General features: G+C 43.7%; 4 protein-coding genes. All 4 read right to left on the bottom strand.

Annotated elements, in window-relative coordinates:
• Window positions 1-933: 933 nt before the first annotated feature.
• Window positions 934-1,362 (bottom strand): hypothetical protein, encoded by a 429-nt coding sequence (locus tag VRK_RS06350; protein ID WP_059122681.1) that lies wholly within the window; start codon window positions 1,360-1,362, stop codon window positions 934-936.
• Between the two features lie 268 nt (window positions 1,363-1,630).
• Window positions 1,631-2,509 (bottom strand): HEPN domain-containing protein, encoded by an 879-nt coding sequence (locus VRK_RS06345; protein WP_139344163.1) that lies wholly within the window; start codon window positions 2,507-2,509, stop codon window positions 1,631-1,633.
• A 280-nt stretch (window positions 2,510-2,789) separates the two neighbouring features.
• Window positions 2,790-3,308 (bottom strand): ankyrin repeat domain-containing protein, encoded by a 519-nt coding sequence (locus VRK_RS06340; RefSeq protein ID WP_059120591.1) that lies wholly within the window; start codon window positions 3,306-3,308, stop codon window positions 2,790-2,792.
• The coding region (locus VRK_RS20600; protein ID WP_082671330.1) for an S-type pyocin domain-containing protein at window positions 3,308-4,250 on the bottom strand (943 nt) is incomplete at its 5' end. The genes VRK_RS06340 and VRK_RS20600, both read right to left, overlap by 1 nt.

Below are 4,250 nucleotides of genomic sequence, written 5' to 3'. Positions count from 1 at the left end.
ATGGTTAGGCTTTTCCGGGCAGGACGCCCGTAAAAGCTGGTTCTGGACAACGTGCGACCAAGCCAAACAAAAAAAGATTTTCTGGTTACGCTTGCATCTCTGCAAGAGTAACTGGCGCACAGAACACCGGTGCCTCTGAAATCACTGACGCTGATTGTGCGTCAAATTTGGGAGCCAAAGGCTAAGAAGATAAAACTTGTGATGCAGGTATTTGGTGCGCAATGACTTTCCTCGATTTCATCGACATCTCCGACTGCGCCCCAGTTCCTTTTGATGGATGCAAAAGGAACTAAAAGCATCTTTTTGAGTTTGGTTCGCGTAATCAGGGTCGCTTTTATTCGCTCCTGCTCACGAAAAGCTTAAAATTCATCCATGAATTTTACCCTGAGCACATCGATCAATTGAGCTTCGTTGATTCAATGTTTCACTTTATTCAAATCAACCACCCAACAAAGAAAATCATTCATGGAAGAATGATTAGGCTTTTCCGGGCAGGACGCCCGTAAAAGCTGGTTCTGGACAACGCACGACCAAAGCCAGACAAAAAAGATCTTCTGGTTACGCTTGCATCTCTGCAAGAGTAACTGGCGCACAGAACACCGATACCTCTGAAATCACTGACGCTGATTGTGCGTCAAATCTGGAAGCCGAAGGCTGGAAAAATAAAAGGATGATGCTGAGTTTGGGACGCAACTACTTCTTCGATCTCATTGCCATCTCCGACTGCGCCCCAGTTCCTTTTGATGGATGCAAAAGGAACCAAAAGCATCTTTTTTAGTTTCGGTGCACTTAATCAGGGTCGGATTGATTCGCATCCTGCTCAAGCAATCCTGAAAATTCGTCCTTGGATTTTTCACCCTGAGATCAACGATCAAGTTGGGATTTGGAATGATAATGAGGTGAAAAATTAACTATCGACGTCATACTTGTTTGTTAGCATTTCTTTACTACATGCTCAAAACCATAAACGGTAACTAGTGACATCAAAACCCATACTAACCACTTAAAAGCATTCTGTACTAAAGCGACTTCTATTGGGTTACCAACAACAAAATCCATCAGCGGTTGACGAATTAATGCACCATGTAAAGCCGTAAGCAATAAACTTAAGATTATAAAAGCTCTAAATTGACCATATTTGATGACATTATCTCTAATAAGCCAATACAACACTATTGCCGATATTCCATATTCCAATGATGTCAATATAGCTATATATCTGACATCCCAAGAAGGAGTAACGCTTTGTCCTTCCATATATTGTGCAATCCAAGCTTGCAACCATTCAGCACTAAATACATGCACGATAAAGCCACAGCTTGATGCGATAGCCGCTATGAGAAAAAACTGTACATACTTCATAAAAACCTCGAAAAACTGGACAGAATTAGTGTTGATTAGCAACCAAGAAAACCATTCAAGGATGAATGATTAAGCTTTTCCGGGCAGGACGCCCATAAAAGCTGGTTCTGGACAACGTGCGACCAAGTCAAACAAAAAAGATTTTCTGGTTACGCTTGCATCTTGGCAAGAGTAACTGACGCACAGAACACCAATGCCTCTGAAACCGAAAGACGTAATTGTGCGTCAAATCTGGGAGCCGAAGACTGAAAGAATAAAAGTACTGCCTTCAATCCCCGATTCTCCCCCGACAAACCTGTTCGGTTAACACCTGTAAGCGCTGCACTTCTGTCTCCAGATAATTCAACTCCTCTTCGGTGATTTCATAATGCTCCGAATAGCGCGCATCGATATAGGCTCGTTGCAGACGCCGGAAGCTGCGGCGGTGGAATTTGTTGTCCATCGGGAAAATCTCAGCAAAGGCCAGATCGATTTGTGAACAGAATTTCCCCAACTTTTCGATATTGTGGGATTTGGGTAAGTAATTGGTGCAGGTCAGCAACGTGCAGGCGAAAAACCGTTCCGTCGCTTGATGCAAGAGAAAAGCCGCTTGTTTTAACTTGCCGCGATTTTTATCAAATCGATAAGTCACCAGAAAATCAGAAGCACTTTCAAACCACTGCTCATAATGCTTACGGGCTATCTCTCGCAGCTCAGTTTCGCTCAAATCTCCCGGCATCGCCAACGGCTTCGGCGTTGCGGCAAACAGTTCGATACCCTCTTCACGGATATCCTTAAAAAAATAATGACCCTGTTGCAATCGCTCATTTACTTCCTGCAAATCATGCACAATCAACCCGAGCGGTGCGGATTTTACTCTCCGGTCAATTTGCTCTTCGGCCCGCTGCCAGACCACGTCTTCCTCGACCAAAGCAGCTTTATTCACAATCACCAAAATATCGTAATCGCTGATATAACCATTGACCGGATCTTTGACCCAGTTACCTTTCGCATGGCTACCGAACAGAATAATTTTCAGAATACGAAATTCACTTTTACTCGCTGTTTTGCCCTGAAGGTAGTCTTCCAGCGTGTCACGCAGAATCGTTGAAATCGTGGCAAGCTCACGCTGTTTGTATTCCGGCAGATGGTCGAGGGATGTTTTCATAATCGCAGCATTGGGTGGTTGTGGATGAATAGCGCTAGCATAAAAGAAGCATTCAACAAAAAACACCGTTTATCATCATTTTAGCACGGCTCAAAGGTAAAATGCGACGCGGTTCTTTTTTATTTTTTGCCTTCATGATTGTCTCCGCACCCGGCTTCAAGTCATGACACAATATCCTTCTCTGAATTCTGAGACATAAGGGCTGACACAGAATGTTGAACAGTCTCCGCAATTGTGGGTCAATTTATGATACCGATGCATACTGATAACAGGATTGTATTTAGTAATGACGAACCAACTCAATCATCTTAGGATCCATATCATCAAGCAGACTTACCAACTCTCGGACTGATTTGCCTTTTTCTGTTTTAGCATCAGGGTCAGCACCGAAATCAAGCAATAGTTTCATAACTTCATACTGATAAGGTTTGTTATCAAATACCATATTCAAAGGTGTTGCATCATCACTTGCTCGATGTTCAATTAACTCATCCGCCCCGTTTTCCAGCAGCAACCGCATCCCTTCAATATTTTGTTGTCGTACAGCATAAATCAGTGGTGTATAGCCATAACTATCAATTGCGTTGACATCCAAGCCTTGGTCAATCAGATACTGAATTGATTCAAGTGGTGTTCTTTCCTCTAGTTTTGTAGAGGGAGACATAAATACGTGATGTAGGTATGTCCAGTGCTCTGATTCCGTGACTTCATGAATATCAGCACCTTTATCAATAAGCGCTTTGACTTCATTAATATCACCATCCAGTACAGCATCGTATAATTCGTATTCGTAACTCATTATGTCTTCCTGTTTTTCAAAAATTTTCTCATATCTCTGAGAATTTTTCTTAAATCATCACTGCCCGGCTTCTCATTCACATGACTAAGATTGGTCTTAGCATCCTCAAGCAGAAAATAGTCAGGATGTGAATTCACAAAATCATTCAATTCTTCCTGAGTCATTCCCATCTGGTCAGCGGCTCTGAGTAGCCGCCTGTTTTCCAGACCATATTTATGTCCATAATGCCAGTCAGTGATCACTCGACCACTCTTATCAACAAACTGACCATTGAATTTTCTTGCATTGGCTTCAATCTGTCTTTTGGTGTCAGCCCGAAGGGATGTGCGATTCAGTTCTGGTCTGGGATACTGACTCGCACCAAACTGACCATTCGGTTTGCGGATTTGGTGACTATACACCACATACAACGGCGGTAGCCCAGTCTCTGCCGGAAAGGTCAGAATATAGTCTTGCAGCTCCGCATCAGCAATTGGCGTGATATAGGTGTTATCAAATTCTTGGCCTTGCTCCGCTTGCGGATGGATCCAGATATCGTACTTTTCCATCTCCGGGATGGGATTGACAAGGATCGGTTTACCGCCAAAATCGCCGCTAATCGGCACCCATTCAATAGTGATATCCGGCTCTAACTCGACGACAAACCGCTCACCAACCTGTTTTACTTCACGCTTAGGGATATTCGTCCCATTGACGTGATAGCCGTAAATTTGCCCTTCCGCATTGAAACCCAAGCGAATGTTGGTTTCAACCGTGGTTTTATTGCGCATATCGGCTGCACTGTAGAGCGTGCTGTCCGCTAATTTGTTCGGCACAAATGCAGCCAGAATGCCAGCTCGCCCGATAATTTTCAGCGCCATTCCCGGCAATTCAGCCAATGCTGCACCACCAATACGCGTTAAAAAGGCTTCTTCAGAAGAAGCACTAATCCCCTGCCCGACG

The sequence above is a fragment of the Vibrio sp. MEBiC08052 genome (assembly GCF_001506075.1).
Lineage (GTDB): Bacteria > Pseudomonadota > Gammaproteobacteria > Enterobacterales > Vibrionaceae > Vibrio.
The sequence above is the reverse complement of the archived record's forward strand: the minus strand, read 5'-3'. Positions and strand labels throughout refer to the sequence as shown.

What these genes read in the sequence shown, in the direction of transcription:
- VRK_RS06340 (WP_059120591.1), bottom strand. Translation starts at nt 3,308, where the DNA reads ATGAGTTACGAATACGAATTATACGATGCTGTACTGGATGGTGATATT.
- VRK_RS06345 (WP_139344163.1), bottom strand. Translation starts at nt 2,509, where the DNA reads ATGAAAACATCCCTCGACCATCTGCCGGAATACAAACAGCGTGAGCTT.
- VRK_RS06350 (WP_059122681.1), bottom strand. Translation starts at nt 1,362, where the DNA reads ATGAAGTATGTACAGTTTTTTCTCATAGCGGCTATCGCATCAAGCTGT.